This window comes from Streptomyces sp. NPDC002403 (genome assembly GCF_053593015.1).
Genome location: NZ_JBSFBQ010000034.1, coordinates 68,780 through 91,416, shown reverse-complemented (window position 1 = coordinate 91,416; position 22,637 = coordinate 68,780). Strand labels below are relative to the sequence as shown.

Annotated in this window: 24 protein-coding genes; 11 read left to right on the top strand and 13 right to left on the bottom strand. The window is 70.8% G+C overall.

Going from position 1 to position 22,637, the window contains the following annotated elements; translation table 11 throughout:
- Positions 1–251: 251 nt before the first annotated feature.
- Genes ACWCPY_RS29865 through ACWCPY_RS29855 form a run of 3 tightly spaced genes read right to left on the bottom strand, consistent with a single transcriptional unit; the run spans position 252 to position 3,256 of the window.
- Complete coding sequence (locus tag ACWCPY_RS29865; protein WP_451270108.1) at positions 252–1,385, bottom strand: Mrp/NBP35 family ATP-binding protein; 1,134 nt, start codon at positions 1,383–1,385, stop codon at positions 252–254.
- Between the two features lie 49 nt (positions 1,386–1,434).
- Complete coding sequence (locus ACWCPY_RS29860; RefSeq protein WP_451270106.1) at positions 1,435–1,992, bottom strand: DUF1003 domain-containing protein; 558 nt, start codon at positions 1,990–1,992, stop codon at positions 1,435–1,437.
- Positions 1,982–3,256, bottom strand: coding sequence for a magnesium transporter MgtE N-terminal domain-containing protein (locus tag ACWCPY_RS29855; protein WP_451270104.1), 1,275 nt, complete (start codon positions 3,254–3,256; stop codon positions 1,982–1,984). Before ACWCPY_RS29855 ends, ACWCPY_RS29860 begins: the two co-directional genes overlap by 11 nt.
- A 203-nt stretch (positions 3,257–3,459) precedes the next feature.
- Between ACWCPY_RS29855 and ACWCPY_RS29850 the strand changes: the two genes are divergently transcribed.
- A complete protein-coding gene (locus ACWCPY_RS29850) occupies positions 3,460–4,221 on the top strand; it encodes a hypothetical protein (RefSeq protein ID WP_451270102.1) in 762 nt (253 codons plus the stop codon).
- A 21-nt stretch (positions 4,222–4,242) separates the two neighbouring features.
- Here the strand turns inward: ACWCPY_RS29850 and ACWCPY_RS29845 are convergent, their stop codons facing one another.
- Both ACWCPY_RS29845 and ACWCPY_RS29840 read right to left on the bottom strand, forming a co-directional pair.
- The gene (locus tag ACWCPY_RS29845) at positions 4,243–4,773 is read right to left on the bottom strand and encodes a hypothetical protein (protein WP_451270100.1); all 531 of its coding nucleotides are present in this window, start codon (positions 4,771–4,773) and stop codon (positions 4,243–4,245) included.
- Positions 4,774–4,809: 36 nt separating this feature from the next.
- The gene (locus ACWCPY_RS29840; RefSeq protein ID WP_329818017.1) at positions 4,810–5,925 is read right to left on the bottom strand and encodes a magnesium and cobalt transport protein CorA; all 1,116 of its coding nucleotides are present in this window, start codon (positions 5,923–5,925) and stop codon (positions 4,810–4,812) included.
- A 407-nt stretch (positions 5,926–6,332) separates the two neighbouring features.
- Here ACWCPY_RS29840 and ACWCPY_RS29835 point away from each other — a divergent pair, with 407 nt between their 5' ends.
- Entirely contained in the window at positions 6,333–6,917 is a 585-nt protein-coding gene (locus tag ACWCPY_RS29835) for a suppressor of fused domain protein (RefSeq protein ID WP_451270098.1), read from the top strand.
- A gap of 98 nt (positions 6,918–7,015) precedes the next feature.
- Here the strand turns inward: ACWCPY_RS29835 and ACWCPY_RS29830 are convergent, their stop codons facing one another.
- Positions 7,016–8,248, bottom strand: coding sequence for an MFS transporter (locus tag ACWCPY_RS29830; RefSeq protein WP_451270096.1), 1,233 nt, complete (start codon positions 8,246–8,248; stop codon positions 7,016–7,018).
- Between the two features lie 157 nt (positions 8,249–8,405).
- On the opposite strand from ACWCPY_RS29830, the gene ACWCPY_RS29825 reads away from it, so the two are divergent.
- From ACWCPY_RS29825 to ACWCPY_RS29815, 3 genes are all read left to right on the top strand, one after another.
- Entirely contained in the window at positions 8,406–9,044 is a 639-nt protein-coding gene (locus tag ACWCPY_RS29825; protein WP_451270094.1) for a DUF6758 family protein, read from the top strand.
- 93 nt (positions 9,045–9,137) lie between these two features.
- The gene (locus ACWCPY_RS29820) at positions 9,138–10,004 is read left to right on the top strand and encodes a PHP domain-containing protein (RefSeq protein WP_451270092.1); all 867 of its coding nucleotides are present in this window, start codon (positions 9,138–9,140) and stop codon (positions 10,002–10,004) included.
- Positions 10,005–10,155: 151 nt separating this feature from the next.
- Entirely contained in the window at positions 10,156–10,761 is a 606-nt protein-coding gene (locus ACWCPY_RS29815) for a MarC family protein (protein WP_329818012.1), read from the top strand.
- Between the two features lie 77 nt (positions 10,762–10,838).
- Here ACWCPY_RS29815 and ACWCPY_RS29810 read toward each other — a convergent pair whose 3' ends face one another.
- Entirely contained in the window at positions 10,839–10,991 is a 153-nt protein-coding gene (locus ACWCPY_RS29810; protein WP_093549992.1) for a hypothetical protein, read from the bottom strand.
- 222 nt (positions 10,992–11,213) lie between these two features.
- Here ACWCPY_RS29810 and ACWCPY_RS29805 point away from each other — a divergent pair, with 222 nt between their 5' ends.
- Positions 11,214–12,101: an NYN domain-containing protein gene (locus ACWCPY_RS29805; protein ID WP_451270089.1), complete on the top strand. Its 888-nt coding sequence runs from the start codon at positions 11,214–11,216 to the stop codon at positions 12,099–12,101.
- A 17-nt stretch (positions 12,102–12,118) separates the two neighbouring features.
- Here the strand turns inward: ACWCPY_RS29805 and ACWCPY_RS29800 are convergent, their stop codons facing one another.
- Complete coding sequence (locus ACWCPY_RS29800; protein ID WP_451270087.1) at positions 12,119–12,967, bottom strand: alpha/beta fold hydrolase; 849 nt, start codon at positions 12,965–12,967, stop codon at positions 12,119–12,121.
- A 118-nt stretch (positions 12,968–13,085) separates the two neighbouring features.
- Positions 13,086–14,927: a DEAD/DEAH box helicase gene (locus ACWCPY_RS29795; protein ID WP_451270085.1), complete on the bottom strand. Its 1,842-nt coding sequence runs from the start codon at positions 14,925–14,927 to the stop codon at positions 13,086–13,088.
- 484 nt (positions 14,928–15,411) lie between these two features.
- On the opposite strand from ACWCPY_RS29795, the gene ACWCPY_RS29790 reads away from it, so the two are divergent.
- Positions 15,412–16,146 carry a ferritin-like fold-containing protein gene (locus ACWCPY_RS29790; RefSeq protein WP_266414635.1) on the top strand — a complete coding sequence of 245 codons (735 nt, stop codon included), beginning with the start codon at positions 15,412–15,414 and terminating at the stop codon, positions 16,144–16,146.
- A gap of 33 nt (positions 16,147–16,179) precedes the next feature.
- Here ACWCPY_RS29790 and ACWCPY_RS29785 read toward each other — a convergent pair whose 3' ends face one another.
- From ACWCPY_RS29785 to ACWCPY_RS29770, 4 genes are all read right to left on the bottom strand, one after another.
- Positions 16,180–16,449 carry a hypothetical protein gene (locus ACWCPY_RS29785; protein ID WP_451270083.1) on the bottom strand — a complete coding sequence of 90 codons (270 nt, stop codon included), beginning with the start codon at positions 16,447–16,449 and terminating at the stop codon, positions 16,180–16,182.
- A gap of 196 nt (positions 16,450–16,645) precedes the next feature.
- Positions 16,646–16,873, bottom strand: coding sequence for a DUF3107 domain-containing protein (locus ACWCPY_RS29780; protein WP_451270081.1), 228 nt, complete (start codon positions 16,871–16,873; stop codon positions 16,646–16,648).
- Positions 16,874–17,014: 141 nt separating this feature from the next.
- On the bottom strand, positions 17,015–17,656 hold the full coding sequence (locus tag ACWCPY_RS29775) for a TetR/AcrR family transcriptional regulator (protein WP_018105511.1): 642 nt from the start codon (positions 17,654–17,656) through the stop codon (positions 17,015–17,017).
- A 168-nt stretch (positions 17,657–17,824) separates the two neighbouring features.
- On the bottom strand, positions 17,825–18,040 hold the full coding sequence (locus ACWCPY_RS29770; protein ID WP_451270079.1) for a hypothetical protein: 216 nt from the start codon (positions 18,038–18,040) through the stop codon (positions 17,825–17,827).
- A 109-nt stretch (positions 18,041–18,149) separates the two neighbouring features.
- Between ACWCPY_RS29770 and ACWCPY_RS29765 the strand changes: the two genes are divergently transcribed.
- The 4 genes from ACWCPY_RS29765 (at position 18,150) to ACWCPY_RS29750 (ending at position 22,637) form a co-directional block, all read left to right on the top strand.
- The gene (locus tag ACWCPY_RS29765) at positions 18,150–19,115 is read left to right on the top strand and encodes an alpha/beta fold hydrolase (RefSeq protein ID WP_451270077.1); all 966 of its coding nucleotides are present in this window, start codon (positions 18,150–18,152) and stop codon (positions 19,113–19,115) included.
- A gap of 8 nt (positions 19,116–19,123) precedes the next feature.
- Positions 19,124–20,422 carry a DUF3152 domain-containing protein gene (locus tag ACWCPY_RS29760; protein ID WP_451270075.1) on the top strand — a complete coding sequence of 433 codons (1,299 nt, stop codon included), beginning with the start codon at positions 19,124–19,126 and terminating at the stop codon, positions 20,420–20,422.
- Positions 20,423–20,590: 168 nt separating this feature from the next.
- A complete protein-coding gene (locus ACWCPY_RS29755) occupies positions 20,591–20,686 on the top strand; it encodes an Ms4533A family Cys-rich leader peptide (RefSeq protein WP_323138501.1) in 96 nt (31 codons plus the stop codon).
- 226 nt (positions 20,687–20,912) lie between these two features.
- Entirely contained in the window at positions 20,913–22,637 is a 1,725-nt protein-coding gene (locus tag ACWCPY_RS29750) for an ABC transporter substrate-binding protein (protein ID WP_451270073.1), read from the top strand.

Below are 22,637 nucleotides of genomic sequence, written 5' to 3'. Positions count from 1 at the left end.
CTACCGCATCGAACTCGGCGAAATCCAGAACACCCTCACCCAGCACCCCGCCATCCACGAAGCCATCACCCTCACCCGCGAAGACACCCCCGGCGCCAAACGCCTCATCGCCTACCACCTCCCCCCCCCCCCCCCTCCCCTTTGTGTGTGGTTGCGGGCCTACCCCCAACCCCCCCTGTCCGGCGCCCCCGGCGCCCCACACCCCACCCCGGCCGGGGCCGGGCCCCCGGCCCCCCCACCGCTCCGTCGTCTCAGAACTTGTTGCGCGGGGTGATGCCCAGCGACATGCCGGACAGGCCGCGCTGACGGCCGCCCAGCTTGTCCGCGATGGTGCGCAGCGCCTTGCCGGCCGGGGAGTCCGGGTCGGACAGGACGACCGGCTTGCCCTCGTCGCCGCCCTCGCGCAGCCGTACGTCGATCGGGATGGAGCCGAGCACCGGCACCTCCGCGCCGGTCGTCCTCGTCAGGCCCTCGGCGACCTTCCGGCCACCGCCGGTGCCGAACACATCGACCATCTCGTCGCAGTGCGGGCAGGGCATGCCCGACATGTTCTCGACGACGCCGACGATCTTCTGGTGGGTCTGCACGGCGATCGAACCGGCCCGCTCGGCGACCTCGGCCGCCGCCTGCTGCGGGGTGGTGACGACCAGGATCTCGGCGTTCGGCACCAGCTGTGCCACCGAGATCGCGATGTCGCCGGTGCCCGGCGGCAGGTCGAGCAGGAGGACGTCGAGGTCGCCCCAGTACACATCGGCGAGGAACTGCTGGAGCGCGCGGTGGAGCATCGGCCCGCGCCACACCACCGGGGCGTTGCCAGGGGTGAACATGCCGATGGAGATGACCTTCACGCCGTGCGAGGACGGCGGCATGATCATGTTCTCGACCTGGGTCGGCTTGCCGTCCGCGCCGAGCATCCGCGGCACGCTGTGCCCGTAGATGTCCGCGTCCACGACACCGACCTTGAGGCCGTCGGCGGCCATCGCGGCCGCGAGGTTGACCGTCACGGACGACTTGCCGACGCCGCCCTTGCCCGACGCGACCGCGTAGACCCGGGTCAGCGAGCCGGGCTTGGCGAACGGCACCTCGCGCTCCGCCGTGCCGCCGCGCAGCGAGGAGGCGAGCTCCTTGCGCTGTTCGTCGCTCATCACGTCGAGCGTGACGTCGACCCGCGAGACGCCCTCTACACGGGCGACCGCGTCCGTGACGTTCTTGGTGATCGTCTCGCGCATGGGGCAGCCTGAGACCGTGAGATAGACCGTGACAGCGACCGCACCGTCAGCGCCGATCTCGACCGATTTCACCATGCCGAGTTCGGTGATCGGGCGGTGGATCTCCGGGTCGTTCACTGTCGCCAGTGCCTCAAGCACCGCGTCTTCCGTAGCCATACCTCGATAGTACGGGTGCGCCTCCCGTTGCTACGCGTGAGTAGCACCGTCAGCGGTCTTCGTCACTCTCGGCCGGGAGCAGGGGCTGCCGGTCGTCGAGGTCCTTCACGAGGTCCTCCAGTTCGGAGCGGATCCAGTCGCGGGTGGCGACCTCGCCGAGCCCCATCCGCAGCGAGGCGATCTCCCGCGTGAGGTACTCGGTGTCCGCGATGGAGCGCTCGTTCTGCTTGCGGTCCTGCTCGTGGGTGACCCGGTCGCGGTCGTCCTGCCGGTTCTGCGCGAGCAGGATCAGCGGAGCCGCGTACGAGGCCTGGAGCGACAGCATCAGCGTCAGGAAGATGAACGGGTACGGGTCGAACCGCAGGTCCGCGGGCGCGAAGACGTTCCACAGCAACCAGACGATGATGACCAGCGTCATCCAGACGATGAACCGTCCGGTGCCCAGGAAGCGGGCGATCCGCTCGGAGAGCCGGCCGAAGGCCTCGGGGTCGTAGTCGGGCAGCATCCGCCGCCGCGGGTCCTTCGGCTGGTCCAGCCGGGCGCGGGGCGGACGCGCGATGCCCGAGGCCCCCGCCGGCGCCGTCTTCGAGCGTTCCTCAGCGGCCACGGGCGACCTCCTCCTCGCCGTGGAAGTCCGTCTCCCGCCAGTCCTCGGGCAGCAGGTGGTCGAGGACGTCGTCGACCGTCACCGCGCCGAGCAGCGAGCCGCTCTCGTCCACCACGGGCACCGAGACCAGGTTGTAGGCGGCCAGATAGCTGGTCACGGCCGGCAGCGGGGTGTCCGGGGCGAGCGGGACGAGATCGCTGTCGACGATCGAGCTGACCAGCGCGTACGGCGGATCCCGCAGCAGCCGCTGGAAGTGCACGGTGCCCAGGTACTTGCCGGTCGGTGTCTCGTCGGGCGACCGGCACACGTACACCTGGGCGGCCAGCGCCGGGGAGAGGTCCGCCTGCCGGACCCGGGCGAGCGCGTCGGCGACCGTCGCGTCCGGCCGCAGGATGATCGGCTCGGTGGTCATCAGCCCGCCCGCGGTCCGCTCCTCGTACGACATGAGGCGCCGCACATCGGCCGCGTCGTCCGGCCGCATCAGCGCCAGCAGCCGCTCCTTGTCCTCCTCGGGCAGCTCGGACAGCAGGTCGGCCGCGTCGTCCGGGTCCATCGCCTCCAGGACATCGGCGGCGCGCTCCTCCTGGAGCTTGCCGATGATCTCCACCTGGTCGTCCTCGGGCAGCTCCTCCAGGACGTCGGCGAGCCGGTCGTCGTCGAGCGCGGCGGCGACCTCGGCCCGCCGCTTCGGCGAGAGGTGGTGCAGTGCGTTGGCCACATCGGTCGGGCGCAGCCGTTCGAACGTGGCGACCAAGGTCTCGGCGCCCTGCCCGACCTCCTCCAGCGAGAACCCGCTGACCGCCGACCACTCGACCGTCAGCGTCTCGCCCTTGCGGCGCAGCGCCCCGCCCTTGCCCTTGCGCACGAAGTACTTGTCGATCTCCCAGTCGCGGCGGGCCGGGAGCTGCTGGACGGAGACATCGAGGACGGTGACCTCCTCGCCGGTCTCCACGAGGCGGACCCGGCGGTCGAGGAACTCGCCGAGCACCAGGCGCTCGGTGGGCCGCTGTTCGAAGCGCCGCATGTTGACCACGCCGGTCGTGACGACCTGGCCGGACTCGATCCCGGTGACCCGGGTCATCGGGAGGAAGATCCGGCGGCGGCTGAGTACCTCGACGACGAGCCCGAGCAGCCGGGGCGGCCTGCCGCCGACCCGGAGCATCGCGACCAGATCGCGGACGCGGCCCACCTGGTCGCCGTTGGGGTCGAAGACCGGTACGCCGGCGAGATGGGAGACGAACACCCGGGGGGCGCCTGCCGCCATCCTGCGCCTCCTTCTTCCGTGTACGACTTCTCCGACTGGTCCGTTTGGCAGTCAATCAACCGTTATGACGGGATCAGGCTAGCCCGTACCGCTCCGGGTTGCCCCGGTGGAGCCGTCCGTACGGCTCCCTGCCGGAAGGCGTGAACGGCACAGGTACGCTGCCGTCTGCCACCCCCGCGATGCAGATGAGAGGCAGTGCGCCCGTGACCTCTTCCGTTCCGCCCGTCCGGGCCCGACGCCGGACCGCCCTCGCCGCCCTGCTCTGCGCGGGCCTGGCCGCAGCCCTCACGGCGTGCGGCGAGGACCCGGACGAGGGGACCAACGGCGTCGGCAAGCTGAACGCCATGGAGATCGAGAAGAAGGCACAGCGTGCGGCGGACGCCGCCGACACGGTGCGCCTCGCCGGGACGCTGGTCAGCAAGGGCGGCACGTACAAGCTCAACATGCGGCTGAACGAGAAGGGCGGCACCGGCTCCGTCGTCTCGAAGGACAGCACCTTCGAGCTGCTGCGGATCGACGACGAGCTCTATCTGAAGGCGGACTCCGGGTTCTGGAGCCACGAGGAGGAGCCCGGCGCGGACGGCGGGGCGGGCGGCGCTGCCGCGGACAAACTCCAGAACAAGTACGTGAAGGTGCCCCAGGACGACCCCACGTACAAGCAGCTGCGCGGCTTCACGGACAAGAAGACCCTGCTCGACGGGATGCTGACGCTGCACGGCACCCTGAACAAGGGGGACCGGCAGACGGTCGGCGAGACCCGGACCGTCCAGATCACGGGCGGCAAGGGCGAGGGCGGCACTCTCGACGTCTCGCTGGAGGGCACGGCGTACCCGCTGCGATTCGCGCGCGGCGGCGGCGGCGGGACCGTCACCCTGTCGGACTGGGGCAAGGACTTCGACCTGGAGGCCCCGACGCGCGGGGACACGGTCGACTACGGGAAGCAGCTGCCCAAGACGTCGTCCTGACCGCGGACCGCGTCGCCCCGGTCAGCTCTTGCGCCCCTGCTTGGAGCGTCCGAGCAGGCGCGGCAGCGCCGCGGGCACCGGCCCGCGCGTGGTCGCGGGCGTCGGCAGCGGCGCCGCGGCCAGGGAGCCGTCCGGCAGCCGGGTACGGAACTCGCCGGGCGTCAGCCGCAGCACCCGGCACTCGCGCGCCCAGCGCTCCGTCATCCGCTCGGCGTCCGGTGCGTTCAGCCGCTTGCCCTTGAGCTCGGCCACCGCGGCCTCCCACTGCTCGGAGTGCGGGGCGAGTTCCGTCACGGCGGCCGTCCAGGCGACCAGCCGGCCGCCCTTGTCCTTGCTGCGCACGGTCACCTCGGCGGCGGACCCGTCGGTGAGCCCGGCCGGGAGCGGCTGCTCGCCGGGGCCGTCCCCGACGAGATGCGCCGCACCCTCGTGCCATACGTGCCACAGCGCCCGCGCGGGCCCGGTGCCCCGCACCCAGATGAGGCCCGACTTCTTGGTGGCCTCCTCGACGAGGGCCCGGCCCAGCGGCACGTCAGCGGCAGCAGCAGTCATGCCCCGAACTCTATGGGACCGGCCGGGGGCGGTGCTTCAGAGCCAGCCGTTGCGCTTGAGGGTGCGGTGGATGGAGAAGCAGACCACCCCGATGACGCCCAGCACCATCGGATAGCCGTACCGCCAGCGCAGCTCCGGCATGTGGTCGAAGTTCATGCCGTAGACGCCGCAGATCATCGTCGGTACGGCGACGATGGCCGCCCAGGACGTGATCTTGCGCATGTCCTCGTTCTGCGCGACGGTCGCCTGGGCCAGGTTGGCCTGGAGGATCGAGTTCAGCAGTTCGTCGAAGCCGACGACCTCCTCGTGCACCCGTGCCAGGTGGTCGGCGACGTCCCGGAAGTACTTCTGGATGTCGGGGTCGATCAGCCGCATGGGCCGCTCGCTCAGCAGCTGCATCGGCCGCAGCAGCGGAGCCACCGCCCGCTTGAACTCCAGCACCTCGCGCTTCAGTTGGTAGATCCGGCCCGCTTCCGAGCCGCGCGAGCTGCCCTTGGCCGGGGTGGAGAAGACCTCGATCTCCACCTCGTCGATGTCGTCCTGGACGGCGCCGGCCACCGCGATGTAGCCGTCGACGACATGGTCGGCGATGGAGTGCAGGACCGCGGAGGGGCCCTTGGCGAGCAGCTCGGGGTCGTCCTGCAGCCGGTGCCGCAGCGCGCGCAGCGAGCCGTGGCCGCCGTGCCGCACGGTGATGACGAAGTCCCGGCCGGTGAAGCACATCACCTCGCCGGTCTCGACCACCTCGCTGGTGGCGGTGAGCTCGGTGTGCTCGACGTAGTGGATGGTCTTGAAGACGGTGAACAGCGTGTCGTCGTACCGCTCCAGCTTCGGCCGCTGGTGGGCGTGGACGGCGTCCTCGACGGCGAGCGGGTGCAGCCCGAACTCCCGGGCGATACCGGCGAATTCCTCCTCGGTCGGCTCGTGCAGGCCGATCCAGGCGAAGCCGCCCTCCTCGCGCACCTGGAGCATCGCCTCGTGCGGCGTGCGGCAGGTTCCGCTCTCCAGGCGCCGTCCGTCGCGGTAGACCGCGCAGTCGACGACCGCGCTGGAGGCGGAGGGGTCACGGGTGGTGTCGTAACTGTTGTGCAGGGCGTTGCTCTTGCGCAGGGACGGGCGCACGGCGGCGCGCAGGTCACGGATCATCGACATGGCTGGCTCCTTCACGGAGGGCCGTCGTCGGGCACGTGGAACAGCCCGGAATGAGGACGTGTGCTCACGTCCGCAAAGCGGGCGGCACCGCGGCGGCGCGATGACGGCGTTCGCTACAGACAGGCAAAAAAGGAGTGCTCTTCCGTCGTGCGCAAAGCCGTGGGCCTCGACCGGGAGGCTTCAGATCACCTGGAAAGGCGGAGTGCGGAAGAGCGGTTGGTACTGCACGATCGACTTCGATCCATTGCAGCCCCACCTCCTCCAGCCGGTCCCCCTTGAGGGATGACGTGTCGTCGGGGCTGAGAGCGACGCTTCTGCGTGCTGCCCCGACCAGCGGCCAAGACTATCAGCCGACTGACGGCCAATCCCTTACTTTGCCCGTTCCATACGCGACCTATGCTCGCTGGATGGGAGAAATTCTTGCTCTGGTCGAGGCCCGGCTGCTGACGGCCCTCGGTGAACCGGACGCGCGCGCGGCAGTGACGTTTCTCGGTACGGACCGGATCGAGGTGCTGCGCTTCGCCGACGGCGACGTGGTGCGCTACGCCACGCTCGGTATGTCGGCACAGCCGATGGCCGACCCGACCGCGGCCCTGGTGGACCCGGTGAAGGGCCCGCGTGCCGAACTGGTCCTCTCGGTTCGCGCCGGACGCGCCGACACCGACAAGGTGCTGCGCCCGCTCGCCGTGCTCGCCGCCTCCCCGCAGGTCGAGGGCGTGATCGTGGCGCCGGGTGCCTCGCTGGACGTCGGCGAACCGCTCTGGCCCGGGGCGCCGTTCAGCTCCGTGCTGGTCGCCGAGCCCGGGGGACTGGTGGAGGACCTGGAACTGGACGCGCCGATGGATCCGGTGCGGTTCCTGCCGTTGCTGCCGATGACGCACAACGAGGCCGCGTGGAAGCGGGTCAGGGGCGCGCAGGAGATCCAGGAGCGGTGGCTCTCGCACGGTACGGACCTGCGTGATCCGCTGCGCGGCTCCGTACCCCTGGACTGAGCCGTACGCCGGAGCGATCCGGCCGGGCATGCGGAAGCCCCGCCGCGCGGCCAGGAGGGAGAGCCGCGGGCGGGGCGGTGCGGGGGCGGGCGGAGGGGTCAGTCGGCGAAGACCGTGACGCCGTCCTCGGCGGCGTGCTTCGGCTCCAGCTCCACCGCCTCGTGGGTCAGCGCCGCACGCCGGATCCAGACGACGACCGCACCGGCCACGGCGGTGGCGGCCGCGACCACGAACGGGATGTGGATGTTGCTCCACTCCTCGATCTTCGGGGCGAGGTACGGGGCGGCGGCCGCGGCGAACCAGCGGACGAAGTTGTAGCCCGCGCTCGCCACCGGGCGCGGCGCGTCCGACACACCGAGCGCCAGCTCGGTGTAGACGGTGTTGTTCATGCCGATGAAGGCGCCGGAGACGATCGTGCAGACGATGGCGGCGGTGTGGTTGCCGTATCCCAGGATCAGCAGGTCGACGGCGAGCAGCACCAGCGAGGCGCCGAGCACCTTCAGCGAGCCGAAGCGCTCCTGGAGCCGCGGGGCGACGAGCACCGAGAAGACCGCGAGCAGCAGACCCCAGGCGAAGAACACCGCGCCCGACTTGTACGGCGTCATGTTCAGCACGAACGGGGTGAACGCCAGGATCGTGAAGAACGCGTAGTTGTAGAAGAACGCCGAGGCGGCGACCGAGGCCAGACCGCCGTGGCCGAGTGCCTTGACCGGGTCGAGCAGCGAGGTCTTCCGGGCGGGCCTGGGCTGTTCCTTCAGGAACGCGGTGATGCAGATGAAGCCGATCGCCATCAGCGCGGCCGTGCCGAAGAAGGGGTAGCGCCAGCTGGCGTCACCGAGCAGGGCGCCGACCAGGGGCCCGCACGCCATGCCGAGGCCGAGCGCCGACTCGTAGAGCAGGATCGCCGCGGAGCTGCCGCCGGCCGCGGCGCCGACGATCACGGCCAGCGCGGTCGACACGAAGAGCGCGTTGCCGAGTCCCCAGCCGGCCCGGAATCCGACGAGTTCGCCGACGGACGACGAGGTGCCGGAGAGCGCGGCGAAGACGACGACGAGCGCGAGGCCGGCCAGGAGCGTCTTGCGGCCACCGATCCGGCTGGACACGAAGCCGGTGACGAGCATCGCCACGGCGGTGATCAGGAAGTACGAGGTGAAGAGCAGGGACACCTGGCTCGGCGTCGCCTCCAGGCCCTTGGCGATGGACGGCAGAATCGGGTCCACCAGGCCGATTCCCATGAACGCGACAACAGAGGCGCCCGCCGTGGCCCAGACGGCCTTCGGCTGGCGCAGGATGCTGCCCGCGCCCTGATCGAACGGATCCTCTCCCTGCATGGGTCTTCTCGCTCTCCACTAGATCGTTGCGATATGCATAGAATAAGTTAGAGAAGCTAATGAGTGCAAGTTACATCTATCTCTGCAGGTGGGGGCCCCGCTGCGGACGGGTGATCTTGCTTGACGCGGCGACGGTCCTGGAGGACCGTTGGTCGCTATGAGGGGCGAACCCAGTTGCCCGAAGTGCGGAGGCCGGGTCAGAGCGCCCGGTCTGTTCGCCGACACCTGGCAGTGCGAGGTGCACGGCAGCGTGCAGCCGCTGCAGCCGGTGGTTCCGCCCAGCGTCGAAGCGCTGGGGGTGGTGGTGCGCCGGGCCGAGGTCCCGGTCTGGATGCCCTGGCCGTTGCCGGTCGGCTGGCTGTTCACCGGAGTGGCGAGCGCGGGCGACGACCGCAGCGGTGGCCGGGCCACCGCGGTCGCCTGTTCCGGCCCCGCTCCCGTCGGCGGCATCGGTGAGCTGCTGCTCGTCACCGAGGAACTCGGCGTCGGACTCGGCGCGCGCTACGCCGGGGTCGAAGGCCCCGACCCCGGCCCCTACCTGGACGTCGACGGTCCGCCGGACGTCAAGATGCTCGCCGCCGGCCGCCCCACCCCGCTGTGGAACGTCAAGGGCGTCCCCGAGGACCGGGCGGTCTTCGCGGGCGAGGCGCGCGGACTCTGGCTCTGGGCGATCGTCTGGCCTCAGCAGTCCGGACTGCTGATGTACGACGAGCTGGTGCTCGCCGATCTGCGCGAGGCCGGCGGCGAGATGGACCTCGTACCGTGCGGGGCGCTCACCCCGCGCCTGCTCGCCTGAGCCCGGAGCCGGCGGCACCCGGCCGGGCGCCGTTCGAATGCCGGTTATCCTGAGACGTCCCCTTTTCCGGCCCCGAGCACTGGAGTACGCGTCGTGCGCATCGACCTGCACACCCACTCCACCGCTTCGGACGGCACGGACACCCCCGCCGAGCTGGTGCGCAACGCCGCCGCCGCGGGCCTGGACGTCGTCGCGCTCACCGACCACGACACCGTGCGCGGTCACGCCGAGGCGGTCGCCGCCCTTCCCGAGGGGCTCACCCTCGTCACCGGCGCCGAGCTCTCCTGCCGGATCGACGGCGTGGGTCTGCACCTGCTGGCGTACCTCTTCGATCCCGACGAGCCCGAGCTGGCCCGCGAGCGCGAACTCGTGCGCGACGACCGGGTGCCGCGCGCCCGGACCATGGTGCGCAAGCTCCAGGACCTCGGGGTGCCCGTCGAGTGGGAGCGGGTCGCGAGGATCGCCGGGGACGGATCGGTCGGCAGGCCGCACGTCGCCACCGCGCTCGTCGAACTCGGCGTCGTCGAGACCGTCTCCGACGCCTTCACGCCCGAATGGCTCGCGGACGGCGGACGCGCCTACGCCGAGAAGCACGAACTCGACCCCTTCGACGCGATCCGGCTGGTCAAGGCCGCCGGCGGCGTCACGGTCTTCGCCCACCCGGCCGCCGTCAAGCGCGGCGAGGTGGTGCCCGAGTCCTCGATCGCGCGGCTCGCCGCCGCCGGCCTCGACGGCATCGAGGTCGACCACATGGACCACGACGAGCCGGCCAGGGCCAGGCTGCGCGGGCTCGCCCGCGACCTGGGGCTGCTGACCACCGGGTCCAGCGACTACCACGGCAGCCGCAAGACCGTCGGGCTCGGCGAGTACACCACCGACCCCGAGATCTACGGCGAGATCACCCGGCGCGCCACGGGAGCCTTCCCGGTGCCGGGAGCCGGCGGACCCCGCCCCGCGTAACGACGCATGCGAAGGGGCCGGACCGCGGCCCCGTACGCGTACCGCCCCTTCCACCCCCACGTTCCACTTCCGCGCACCCGGCCGCAGGGCCGCCGTCATGGCTTCGGGGTGCGCCCCTTCAGGCCGTTCCTCTCTTCTCGCAAGGCTCACTGTGTTCGACGTCGCTGTCTTCGGATCCCTTTTTCTCACGCTTTTTGTGATTATGGATCCCCCCGGGATCACCCCGATCTTCCTCGCGCTCACCGCGGGCCGCCCCGCCAGGATGCAGCGCAGGATGGCGCTCCAGGCGGTCGCCGTCGCTTTCGGTGTGATCGCCGTCTTCGGTCTGCTCGGCCAGCAGATCCTCGACTACCTGCATGTCTCCGTACCCGCCCTGATGATCGCGGGCGGACTGCTCCTGCTGCTGATCGCGCTCGACCTGCTGACCGGCAAGACCGACGAGCCGACCCAGACCAAGGACGTCAATGTGGCGCTCGTGCCGCTGGGCATGCCCCTGCTCGCCGGGCCCGGTGCGATCGTCTCGGTCATCCTGGCGGTGCAGCACGCCGACACCGTGGCCAGTCAGATCTCGGTCTGGTCGGCGATCCTCGCCATGCACATCGTGCTCTGGCTGACCATGCGTTACTCGTTGCTGATCATCCGGGTCATCAAGGACGGCGGTGTCGTCCTGGTGACCAGGCTGGCCGGAATGATGCTGTCCGCCATCGCCGTACAGCAGATCATCAACGGCGTCACCCAGGTCATCCAGAACTCCTGACGGCCCCTCCCGGCACCACAGCGCCCCCGTACGGACCTTCCGTACGGGGGCGCTTCGTCTTTGTGCGTCGTCGTGCGTTACGAAGCCGAGGTCTCGGCCGGGCGGATGTAGATGCGCTGGCCCATGGCTGCGGCCTGCTGCACGATCCGGTTGACGGAGGCGGCGTCCACGACGGTGCTGTCCACGGCGGTACCGTCGACATCGTCGAGTCGCATGATCTCGAAGCGCATAAGGCTTCCCTTCGTCTGATCCTCCTGCTGGAGAACTACATGGGAGGACGGATGATCCGTCCGCAAGGATGAGAGCACCGGACACCACTGTCCCGCGCTCCACGAGGGGTACAACGACTTGCCTCGGGCAAACATTCCCTACGCTAAGGAAATTTTTTGGATGTCTAAGTATCAGCAGGTCACCGAGCACGACCGGTCGACGAGGTCCACGACGAGGCCCGAATGAACGAGGCAGAGATCCGCGAGCGCCTGGACCGCACCAACGAGCTGCTCCAGCGCATGCTCGCCGAGGTGTCGAAGACCCCCTCGACCCACGCGATCTTCGTGGACGCGGGCTATGTGTACGCCGCAGCCGGACTGCTCGTCACCGGCACCGAGGACCGCCGCTCCTTCGACCTCGACGCGGAAGGGCTGATCGAGGCCTTCATCGACAAGGCCCGGACGATCTTCGCGGACAGCAGACTGCTGCGCGTGTACTGGTACGACGGAGCCAGGCGGCGCATCCACACCGCCGAGCAGCAGTCCATCGCCGAACTCCCCGACGTCAAGGTCAGACTCGGCAACCTCAACGCCAACAACCAACAGAAGGGCGTCGACTCACTCATCCGTACCGACCTCGAATCGCTCGCCCGGCACCGCGCCATCAGCGACGCCGCACTGGTCGGTGGCGACGAGGACCTGGTCTCCGCGGTGGAGGCGGCGCAGGGGTACGGGGCCCGGGTGCACCTGTGGGGCATCGAGGCGGGGGAGGGGCGCAACCAGGCCGAACCGCTGCTCTGGGAGGTCGACAGCCAGCGCACCTTCGACCTGGACTTCTGCCGCCCCTACGTCACCAGACGCCCCGTCACCACCTACGAGGACGACAGCCCCGCGCCCGCGCGCGAGGACGTCCGCTTCGTCGGCGCGCAGATCGCCGCCGCCTGGCTGGCCGCCCGGGGCCGCGAGTCCCTCGCCGACCTGCTGCCCGGACACCCCTACCTGCCGGGCTCGGTCGACCAGGACCTGCTGGTCGAGGCCGAACGGCTGCTCCAGCACTCGCTGCGCGGCCACGCGCATCTGCGACGGGCGCTGCGCGACGGCTTCTGGCAGCACCTCCAGTCGCAGTACTGAGCCCTCCCGGCCGTCGCCTACAGGCTGTCCCAGAACGCGGCGATCGCTGCCGCGGTCTGCTCCGGGCGGTCCGTGTTGGGCGAGTGCTCGGCGCCCGCGATCCGGGTGCGGTGCGCGCCGAGGCGCCGCGCCATCGTGTCGAGCAGCGGCACCGGCCAGGTGTCGTCGCGCTCGCCGGAGAGCACATGGACCGGCAGCCGTACGGCGGCGAGTTCGGCCACCCGGTCCGGCTCGGTCACCAGCTGGCGGCCGGTGGCGATCAGCTGCGCGGGCCGGTGGCGCAGCCAGCGGCGGCGCAGGGCCTCGCCGTCCGTCGCCGCCTCCTCCGGCGGGTCGAGGGCGCGCATCGCCTCCCACACCTCGGCCATGCTCAGCGTCGCGAGCGCGTCGCTGAGCACCTTCACCTTGAGCTGCTGGGCCTCGACGACCTCGGCGGGCCCGGAGGACATCAGCGTCAGCGAACGGAACGGCGAGGCGTCGAGCAGCACGGCGGCGCGGGCGATCTGCCCGCCGAGCGAGTGCCCCAGAAGATGCACGGTGCCTTCGCCGCCCGCTTCGAGGGCGGCCGCCTGGGCGAGCACGTCGAGGGCCAACTCGCCCTGTGCATAGCTCTCCTGACGGTCCGTCCCGTCGGTCTCGTACTGTCCGCGGCCGTCCACGGCGACGATCCGGTACCCGGCGACCGAGAGCGGTTCGAACAGCGCCATGAAGTCCTCCTTGCTGCCCATGTACCCGGGCAGCAGGAGGGCGGTGCCGTGCACGGCACCGGACGGCGAGGCGTCCAGCACGGCGAAGTCGCCGCGCGGCGTGCGCAGCTGACGGGCGTGGGCGCAGGGGGGCGGGGTGAAGGTGTGCGGCCGGCTCATGGGACGAGGTTATGCCGTGGCGGGCCGGACGGGCAGAAGCGAGGTGCCGGAACGCCGGACGGGCCCGAGGATGTCCTCGGGCCCGTCCGGCGGATCAGGCTTTCTGAGCGGCGACCGCTCAGCCCTCGGTCTTCGCGGCGGCCGCACGCGGTGCCCGGCGCCTGCGCGGCTTCGCCTCGCCCTCGGCGGCCGGGACCTCGGCCACGGCCTCCGTCTTCGGCTTGGCGGCCGCACGGGTGCGGCGGCGCGGCTTGGTCTCCGGGACGGGCTCGGAGATCGGGGCGATCTGGAAGTCGACCTCGTCCTCGGCCGGCTTGACGACGCGGGGGCGGCGACGCGGCTTGGTCACCGTCCTCGTCTCGGCCACCGGCTCGGAGATCGGCGCGATCTGGAAGTCGACCTCGTCCTCGGCCGGCTTGACCACGCGGGCGCGGCGGCGGCGCGGCTTGGTCTCGGCCACGGGCGCGTCCTCGACCGCGGTCCTGGCGGCCTTCGGTGCCACCTCGACCTCGACCACGGCCTCCACCGCGTTCATCACCGCCTCGGCCGCGGCGTCCGCGGCTCCGACCCGGGTGCGGCGACGGCGACGCGGCGTACGCGGCTCCGACGGGGCGTCGGCGTCCTCGGCCGCCGGGGCCGGCACGGCGGCGGTGGCGGGCGCCTCCTGGACGGCGGAGCCGCCCCGGGTGCGGCGACGCTGACGCGGCGTACGCGGCGCGCGCTCCTCGCGGACGGCCGGCGCCGGGGCGGACTTGCGGCCGCGGCCGCCCGTCTCGCCGAGGTCCTCGATCTCCTCGGCCCGCAGACCCGCACGGGTCCGCTCGGCCCGCGGCAGGACACCCTTGGTGCCGGCCGGGATGTCGAGCTCCTCGAAGAGGTGCGGCGAGGTGGAGTAGGTCTCGACCGGGTCGTTGAACTTCAGGTCGAGAGCCTTGTTGATCAGCTGCCAGCGCGGGATGTCGTCCCAGTCGACCAGCGTGATCGCGATGCCCTTGGCGCCCGCGCGGCCGGTTCGGCCGATGCGGTGGAGGTAGGTCTTCTCGTCCTCCGGCGACTGGTAGTTGATGACGTGGGTCACACCCTCGACATCGATACCGCGGGCCGCGACGTCGGTGCAGACGAGCACGTCCACCTTGCCGTTGCGGAAGGCGCGCAGCGCCTGCTCGCGGGCGCCCTGGCCGAGGTCGCCGTGGACCGCGCCGGAAGCGAAGCCGCGCTTCTCCAGCTGCTCGGCGATGTCGGCCGCCGTGCGCTTGGTGCGGCAGAAGATCATCGCGAGTCCGCGGCCGTTGGCCTGCAGGATGCGGGAGACCATCTCCGGCTTGTCCATCGAGTGGGCCCGGTAGACGTGCTGCGAGATGTTCGCGACGGTCGCGCCCTCGCCGTCGGGCGAGGTGGCGCGGATGTGCGTCGGCTGCGACATGTAGCGGCGCGCGAGACCGATGACGGCGCCCGGCATGGTCGCCGAGAACAGCATCGTCTGCCGCTTCGCCGGAAGCATCGTGATGATCCTCTCGACGTCGGGCAGGAAGCCCAGGTCGAGCATCTCGTCGGCCTCGTCGAGCACCAGCGCACGGACGTGCGAGAGGTCGAGCTTGCGCTGTCCGGCCAGGTCGAGCAGTCGGCCCGGGGTGCCGACGATCACGTCGACGCCCTTCTTCAGGGCCTCGACCTGCGGCTCGTACGCCCGGCCGCCGTAGATCGCGAGAACGCGGACGTTGCGCACCTTGCCGGCGGTGAGCAGGTCGTTGGTGACCTGCTGGCAGAGCTCACGGGTGGGGACGACGACGAGCGCCTGCGGCGCCTCGGTCAGCTCCTCGGGCTTCGCCCGGCCCGCCTCGACGTCCGCGGGGACGGTGACGCGCTCCAGCAGCGGCAGACCGAAACCGAGGGTCTTGCCGGTGCCGGTCTTGGCCTGGCCGATGACATCGGAGCCGGAGAGCGCGACGGGGAGCGTCATCTCCTGGATGGGGAACGGGGACACAATGCCGACGGCTTCAAGGGCCTCGGCCGTCTCGGGAAGAATCCCGAGTTCACGAAACGTAGTCAGGGTGCTGCCTCTTCTGTGAGACGCGGCCCGAGGCGAACGCTGGGGGTCGTACCGTGCCGGGGTTGGTCATCCGGCCGTGGATGGGCCGGGTGGCGCGGGACCACTGCCGTCGCTCGAGCGCTCGTGCCGCTGAGGGGGCCCCTCATCTGCGGTCGTACGTGTCGTACGCCCCGCGTGGAGGGCTGTCGGGTCGGAGCCGATCGGGCCACCGACCGGGCATCCTCATTCGTTTTCACCATTTTCACGCCACCGGTACATCCAAAATACTCAGTAGGCGCAATACCACTGTACCCCGGATTCGCGCATGTGTGTTGGGCGAATTCATCGGAACGGTGTGATGTCACTGACCGGCCAGGCCCTTCCGTCCCCCGCCGGGCGGGCTATTCTGCGCTCCATGGAGACGCCTGACAACGCCACTGAAACCCCTGAACCCACCGGAATCGCCGCCCAGGACTGGGCCACCGCGTCGGTGGAGCCGCAGTACCGGGCAGCGGTCGTGGACCTGCTGGGAGCACTCGCGTACGGGGAGCTGGCAGCTTTCGAGCGGCTCGCCGAGGACGCCAAACTCGCGCCGACGCTCGCGGACAAGGCGGAGCTGGCAAAGATGGCCTCCGCCGAATTCCATCACTTCGAGCGGCTCACCGACCGGCTGACCGCGATCGAGGTGGAGCCGACCGGTGCGATGGAGCCTTTCGCGAAGGCGCTCGACGACTTCCACCGCCAGACCGCGCCGTCGGACTGGCTGGAGGGCCTGGTCAAGGCATACGTCGGCGACTCGATCGCCAGTGACTTCTACCGCGAGGTCGCGGTCCGGCTCGACTCGGACACCCGCTCGCTGGTCCTCGCCGTGCTTGACGACACCGGGCACGGGAACTTCGCCGTGGAGAAGGTGCGCGCCGCGATCGAGGCCGACCCGCGCGTCGGCGGCCGGCTCGCGCTGTGGGCCCGCCGGCTGATGGGCGAGGCGCTCTCCCAGGCACAGCGCGTGGTGGCCGACCGCGACGCGCTGTCGACGATGCTCGTCGGCGGTGTGGCGGACGGCTTCGACCTGGCGGAGGTCGGGCGGATGTTCTCGCGGATCACCGAGGCGCACACCAAGCGCATGGCCGCGCTGGGACTGGCCGCGTAGCGGGCTCACCGGGGCCGGTCCGCCGGGCCGGCCTCAGGCCGCCGCTGATCGGCTCAGCGGACGGCTCCGGGGGCGCACCAGCAGCGAGAGCGTCACGGACCCGATCAGGGCCGCGCCGACCAGCGTGGCCACGACATGGCCCGGACCCAGCACCGAGTGCATGAGAAAGGCGCCGAACAGGGCTCCCAGGGCGCCGGTGGTGAAGACGGCACGGCGGGACGGGAGCCGGTGCGGCAGGGAGCGGAGAGCCGCCCAGGCGAGGACGAGTCCGAGCACGACGGAGCCGAGTGGTTCCAGGATCACAGAAGATCACCTCGCGAGTTGCGGGGCGGGTAGGGCCTGACCTGAATCGGTCATGAGCGGTACTACCCGCCGGTCGCGGAATGCAACCCTCCTCGGCACAGGGTTCGCACCGGAATCACCAGGAACGGCTACGGGCAGCGGCCCGGTGGAAAGTCCCACCGGGCCGCTGCCACGGTCACTGCTCGGAGCGTGCTGCCTACAGCGCGCCGAACCCCACACGACGCGTGCTGGGCTCGCCGATCTCCACGTAAGCGATCCGGTCGGCCGGCACCAGGACCTTGCGGCCCTTGTCGTCCGTGAGGCTGAGCAGCTGCGCCTTACCGCTGAGAGCCTCCGCGACGGTGCTCTCGACCTCTTCGGCGGAAAGCCCGCTCTCCAGAACGATCTCCCGGGGCGTGTGCTGCACCCCGATCTTGACCTCCACGGCTATGTCCCTCCGACGGTCAGTCCCTGCGCGGTGAGCCGCGCCGTACGCAGCACACATTAGCCCGCTGAGGGGTGCCGCCAGTGGTCGGCGGGCAACGCCCGCAGCGAACACGGACGGCGACCGCGCCGGATGGACCGGTCAGTGCTGATCGATGCCGTGCAGCGGGAAGCCCGCGATACCCCGCCAGGCCAGCGAGGTGAGCAGCTGGACCGCCGTGTCCCGCGGAATCGCGGACCGGCTGGAGAGCCAGTAGCGGGCGACCACCTGGGAGACACCGCCCAGGCCGACCGCGAGCAGCATGGACTCGTCCTTGGACAGTCCCGTGTCACCGGCGATGACGTCGGAGATCGCCTCCGCGCACTGCAGCGAAACCCGGTCGACACGCTCGCGCACCGCGGGCTCGTTGGTCAGGTCGGACTCGAAGACCAGCCGGAAGGCGCCGCCCTCGTCCTCGACGTACGCGAAGTACGCGTCCATCGTCGCGGCGACCCGGAGCTTGTTGTCGGTGGTCGAGGCCAGGGCCGTGCGGACCGCCTGGAGAAGCGACTCGCAGTGTTGGTCGAGAAGGGCCAGGTAGAGCTCCAGCTTTCCCGGGAAGTGCTGGTAGAGCACCGGCTTGCTGACCCCGGCCCGCTCGGCGATGTCGTCCATCGCGGCGGAGTGGTAGCCCTGCGCCACGAAGACTTCCTGCGCGGCGCCCAGCAACTGATTGCGTCGGGCGCGGCGAGGCAGGCGAGTGCCCCGCGGGCGCGCCGCCTCGGTCTGCTCGATGGCTGTCACGCCGCCTCCCAAATTTGTGATCGGACACAGCCTTTCCGTGCACGCTGCGCCGTACAGCCATCGTACTTTTGGGTAACCCGGGTGCGCGCGGCGCGGACGCAGAATTTCATGGACCGGACGGCTGCGGTAGCCACAGGTTGCTCGGCCGCCGGGACAAAGCAGTTTGTATCAGCGGTAATCGTCCTCATCCTGTGTCACGACGCGGGCCTGTTCCGCCGCGTCGGCCTCGTTGGCGCTGTCCCGGTCGATGTCCGTGAGCGGTTCGTCGTGCTCCTGCTGGAGATCGGCCCGCTGCTCGGCGGCGTCCGCCCGGGGCGTCTCCTCGTCCGGTTCGTCCGGCTGGATGTCCTCGAAGGTCTCCGGGTCGCTGGGGTCGACCGTCATGGTGACTCCCTTCCTTGCTTCGAGCGTAGGAGCTGCGCCCGCGGGCCGCTACGCGGTCTGTGACGGCGAACACATGAATCGAGGTGTGATCGTCTCGTAACATTGCCGCATGTCTTCGACCGAGCTGCCGGGAGTCCGTGCCGTCGCCGCCGCGGTGTCCCCGGCGGTCGGCGCCGTCCGGGTCGCGGAGGGGGAGGAGCTCCGCTCCGTCGCGCTGCCCGGGCTGACGCTGAGCGTCCGCTCCCGGCCGCCGGAGCGGACCGGGCTGCCGCCCGCTCTCTATGTGCACGGGCTCGGCGGCTCCTCGCAGAACTGGTCGGCGCTGATGCCGCTGCTTCAGGACGTGGTGGACGGCGAGGCGGTCGACCTGCCCGGCTTCGGCGACTCGCCGCCGCCGGACGACGGGAACTACTCGGTCACCGGGCACGCCCGCGCCGTGATCCGGTTCCTCGACGCCGAGGAGCGCGGGCCGGTGCACCTGTTCGGCAATTCGCTCGGCGGGGCCGTGGCCACCCGGGTCGCCGCGGTCCGCCCCGATCTGGTGCGCACCCTCACCCTCGTCTCGCCCGCGCTCCCCGAGATCCGGGTGCAGCGCTCGGCCGTGCCGACGGGGCTGCTCGCCGTGCCCGGAGTCGCGGGCCTGTTCGCCCGGATGACCAGGGACTGGTCCGCGGAGGACCGCACCCGCGGCGTGATGGCACTCTGTTACGGCGATCCGGGACGCGTCTCCGAGGCGGGCTTCCGTGAAGCGGTGGCCGAAACCGAGCGCCGGATGGGTCTGCCGTACTTCTGGGACGCGATGACGCGCTCGGCACGTGGCATTGTCGACGCGTACACGCTCGGCGGGCAGCACGGACTGTGGCGCCAGGCCGAGCGGGTGCTCGCACCGACCCAGCTCGTGTACGGCGGACGGGACCAGCTCGTCTCGTACCGGATGGCGCGCAAGGCGTCCGCGGCCTTCCGCGATTCACGGCTGCTGACCCTGCCCGACGCGGGGCACGTGGCGATGATGGAGTACCCGGAGGCGGTCGCCCAGGCCTTCCGGGAACTGCTCGACGAACGCGGCGGGAGCTGATCCGGGGCGTGGGACGACATAGTCGAAAGGGCCCCAAACCCTCGGGGCCCGAGATCGAGACCGCCACCGCGGACGCGGGCGGCGATCGCGCGGGCGCCCGGCCGGGCCCCGGCACCGGGCGGCGCCGCAGGCAGGCGGACGAACCGGCCGGATCCGACGGGCACACCTCCTTCCAGCAGGCCGGACACGTCCGCGGCGGCCACCCCGAACAGCACGAACCCGGCGGCGGCTGGGGAACGGGCCCGCAGCCGCGCCACCGGACGGCCCAGCCGCAGGCGGCGCCCCGGCAGCAGCAGCCCGGTACCCGGCCGCTGATACCGGGGCCGCGGCGCGAGTTCGTCGAGGCCTTCGACGCGCCGCCCGCACCGTCCGCACCGTCCGCGCCGCGCGGGCCCTCCGTCCCGTCGGCCCGCCCCGCCGACCCGCACGCCCCGGCCGACGGGCCGGACGAGCAGCCGTCCGGTGGCAGCGGCGACGGCCCTGCGCCGGGCAAGGACGGCAAGGGTGCCAGGGGCCGCACCTTCACCGGGATCGCGGCCGCCGCGGTGACCACGGTCCTCGCGGTGGTGGTGGCCGGGCAGGTCGCCCAGGACAACAGCGGCGGGAGCACCGCCGCGCAGCCCTCGGGCGTCGATCACCGGGGCCCCGACGGCGCCTCCCGCTCGGACGACCGCCCGACCCCCGAGCCGGTGCGGGCCGAGCCGCTCTCGTACGCCCAGAAGATGGCCAAGGCCTATCCGCTCGCCCCGAAGCTGAAGGCGTCCGGAAAGTTCGAGACGATTCCGGGGACGGCGAAGGCCCCGGGCCGCGGGCACAAGTACCGCTACCGGATCGATGTGGAGAAGGGGCTCGGTCTCGACACCGCGCTCTTCGCCAGGGCCGTCCAGGAGACGCTCAACGACGACCGCAGCTGGGCGCACGACGGGGCGATGACGTTCGAGCGGGTCTCCGCCGACGACCCCGATTTCGTGATCACCCTGGCCAGCCCCGGGACCACCGGCGATTGGTGCGCGAAGTCGGGTCTGGACACGACGGTGGACAACGTCAGCTGCGACTCCGCGGCGACCGAGCGCGTGATGATCAACGCCTACCGCTGGGCCCAGGGCTCGTCGACCTTCGGACCGGACAAACTCTTCGCCTACCGCCAGATGCTGATCAACCATGAGGTCGGTCACCGGCTGGGTCACAACCATGTGAGCTGCGGCACGCGCGGGGCCCTCGCCCCGGTGATGCAGCAGCAGACCAAGTCCCTGAACATCGACGGAATCAAGTGCAAACCCAACGCCTGGGTGTATCCGCCCAGTTGAGTCGGAACGGGGCGGGCCCACGGGTGTGACGGGCCCGCCCCTTCGGCATGCCGGACCCCGTGGCCGTTCGCGGAACCGGCGTATGCATGCCCACAGCGCGTCCACATAGTGAGATGGCCGTCTCAATTCGCGTTGACATCCCCTGGGCGGTGATCCATATTTCTCGGCATGTCACACGGCCCCGTCCTCCCCGATCGCGCAGTCATAGAGCTGGCGCTCATCGGTGTGACCGGGCACAGTGTCGCCGACATCGACTGTTGCTGACGCCTGCCCGAGCGCGCGTCCGCCCGCGGTCCGAGCCCTGAGGGGCCGGGGCCGCCACGCACGACCGCCGCGCCGGGCGTCTTCCGTCCGCAGGCGCGGCAGTCCGGTGTTTCCGGTCGACCTCTCCCACCGTCGACCGGCTGTGTGCACTCGCTCTCGTCGCTGCCCGCGCGGAAATGCTTCCGTCCCTTTTCCCCAGGCAGTACATCCGAGAGGTCATCTTCCGATGCGTCAACCGTCCGTCATATCGCGCCGCGTGGCAGCGGCCACCGCAGTACTCGTCGTGGCAGCGGGTGCCGCGGCCTGCGGGCCCGAGGACAACAAGGGCGGCGACAGCGGCTCCGGCGCGGCGGGCAAGCCGGCGAAGGGCGGCACGCTCACCGTCCTCAACAGCAAGCCGCAGGAGGACTTCGACCCCGCGCGGCTCTACACCTCCGGCGGCGGCAACGTCCCGTCCCTGGTCTTCCGCACGCTCACCACCCGCAACCGGGAGAACGGCGCCGCCGGCGCGAAGGTCGTCCCCGACCTCGCGACCGACCTGGGCACGCCCAGCAAGAACGCCACCGTGTGGACGTACACCCTCAAGGACGGCCTGAAGTACGAGGACGGCACCGCGATCACCAGTGCCGACATCAAGTACGGCATCGAGCGCTCCTTCGCCGCCGAACTCTCCGGCGGTGCGCCCTACCTGCGCGACTGGCTGATCGGCGGCGCGGACTACCAGGGCCCGTACAAGGACAAGAAGGGCCTCGACTCGATCGAGACGCCCGACGCGAAGACGATCGTCTTCCACCTCGACAAGCCGGAGGGCGAGTTCCCCTTCCTGGCCACGCAGACCCAGACCACCCCGGTGCCCGAGGCCAAGGACACCGGCACCAAGTACGAGGAGCACCCGGTCTCCTCGGGCCCGTACAGGGTCGTCAAGAACGAGGGTGACGGCGAGCGCCTGATCCTGGAGCGCAACCCGCACTGGTCGGCGGCGACCGACGAGGAGCGCAAGGCCTACCCCGACCGGATCGATGTGCGCTCCGGACTCGACTCCGCCGTCATCAACCAGCGGCTGTCCGCGTCGCAGGGCGCCGACGCCGCAGCCGTCACCACCGACACCAACCTGGGCCCGGCCGAGCTCGCCAAGGTCACCGGCGACAAGAAGCTCGCCGCCCGCGTCGGCACCGGACACTTCGGCTACACCAACTACATCGCCTTCAACCCGAAGGTGAAGCCGTTCGACAACCCGAAGGTGCGGCAGGCGATCTCGTACGCCGTCGACCGTTCCTCCGTGGTCAACGCGGCCGGCGGCTCCTCGCTCGCCGAGCCCGCCACCACCTTCCTGCCCGACCAGGCGGCCTTCGGCTACACGCCGTACGACCACTTCCCGGCCGGGAAGAACGGCGACCCGGCCAAGGCCAGGGAACTGCTGAAGGAGGCCGGCTACCCCAAGGGGCTGACCGTCACCCTCACGCACTCCAACGACAAGGACTTCGCCACCAGCCCGGAGATCGCCACCGCGCTCCAGGAGGCGCTGAAGAAGGCCGGAATCACCGTCAAGCTCCAGGGGCTGGAGTCCAACGACTACTCCGACACGGTCTACAACGTGAAGAGCGAGCCCGGCTTCTTCCTCGGTGGCTGGGGCGCCGACTGGCCGTCCGGCGGCCCGTTCTTCGCGCCGATCTTCGACGGGCGCCAGATCGTCAGGTCCGGCTACAACTTCAACTCCGGCCAGCTGAACGACCCCGCGGTCAACAAGGAGATCGACGAGATCAACAAGCTGACCGACCTGGACGCCGCGGCGAAGCGCTGGGGCGCGCTCGACAAGAAGGTCGGTGAGCAGGCACTGACCGTGCCGCTGTTCCACCCGGTCTACAAGCGCCTGTACGGCGAGGCCGTCAAGAACGTCGTGATCAGCGACTGGACCGGCGTGCTCGACATCTCGCAGGTCGCGGTCAAGTAG